The following is a 1,271-nucleotide window of genomic DNA, read 5'->3' on the forward strand; positions in this document are numbered from 1 at the left end:
TTCTCTCCTCACCTACCTGTGTCGGTTTGCGGTACGGGCACCAACTTCCTCCATAGAGGCTTTTCTCGACAGTGTGGAATCAGGTACTTCGCCAAAATTGGCTCCCCATAACACCTCAGATTCAACTGGCGGATTTGCCTGCCAGTCACTCCTAAATGCTTAGACGCACATCCAATAGTGCGCACACCCTATCCTACTGTGTCACCCCATTTGTCAAACGGCAGTTGGCGGTATCGGAATATCAACCGATTGTCCATCACCTACGCCTTTCGGCCTCGGCTTAGGTCCCGACTAACCCTGAGTGGACGAACCTTCCTCAGGAAACCTTAGGTTTTCGACCAATAAGATTCTCACTTATTTCTCGCTACTTATGCCAGCATACTCACTCCTGTACAGTCCACCGTTCCTTTCGGTACGACTTCAACCCATACAGGAAGCTCCTCTACCACGTACACGTAGTGTACATCCATAGCTTCGGTGGTAAGTTTTAGCCCCGGACATCTTCGGCGCAGGATCTCTTGACTAGTGAGCTATTACGCACTCTTTAAATGAGTGGCTGCTTCTAAGCCAACATCCTAGTTGTCTTAGAAATCCCACATCCTTTTCCACTTAACTTACACTTTGGGACCTTAGCTGATGATCTGGGCTGTTTCCCTTTTGACCACGGATCTTATCATTCGTAGTCTGACTGCCTGGATAAAAGTATATGGCATTCGGAGTTTGATAGGGTTCAGTAACTGTTGTCAGCCCCTAGCCCATTCAGTGCTCTACCTCCATTACTTAATTACCAGACGCTAGCCCTAAAGCTATTTCGAGGAGAACCAGCTATCTCCGAGTTCGATTGGAATTTCTCCGCTATCCACAGCTCATCCCATGGTTTTTCAACACCAATTTGGTTCGGTCCTCCACGGAATTTTACTTCCGCTTCAACCTGTCCATGGATAGGTCACCCGGTTTCGGGTCTACAGCATGCAACTAGTCGCCCTATTCAGACTCGGTTTCCCTTCGGCTCCGCACCTTAAGTGCTTAACCTTGCTACATACCGTAACTCGCTGGCTCGTTCTACAAAAAGCACGTCGTCACACATTAATGTGCTTCGACCGGTTGTAGGCACACGGTTTCAGGTTCTATTTCACTCCCCTCCCGGGGTTCTTTTCACCTTTCCCTCACGGTACTACTCCACTATCGGTCACCAGTTAGTATTTAGCCTTGGGAGGTGGTCCTCCCTGCTTCCCACAAGGTTTCACGTGTCTCGTGGTACTCTGGATTAG

1 rRNA gene is annotated in these 1,271 nt (G+C 49.0%); it reads right to left on the reverse strand.

What is annotated here, in order from left to right:
- A 23S ribosomal RNA gene (locus CLLI_RS07280) occupies positions 1-1,271 on the reverse strand; the annotation flags it as partial.

Origin of the sequence: Clostridium liquoris, assembly GCF_002995785.1 — a bacterium.
Classification (GTDB): Bacteria; Bacillota; Clostridia; order Clostridiales; family Clostridiaceae; genus Clostridium_AO; species Clostridium_AO liquoris.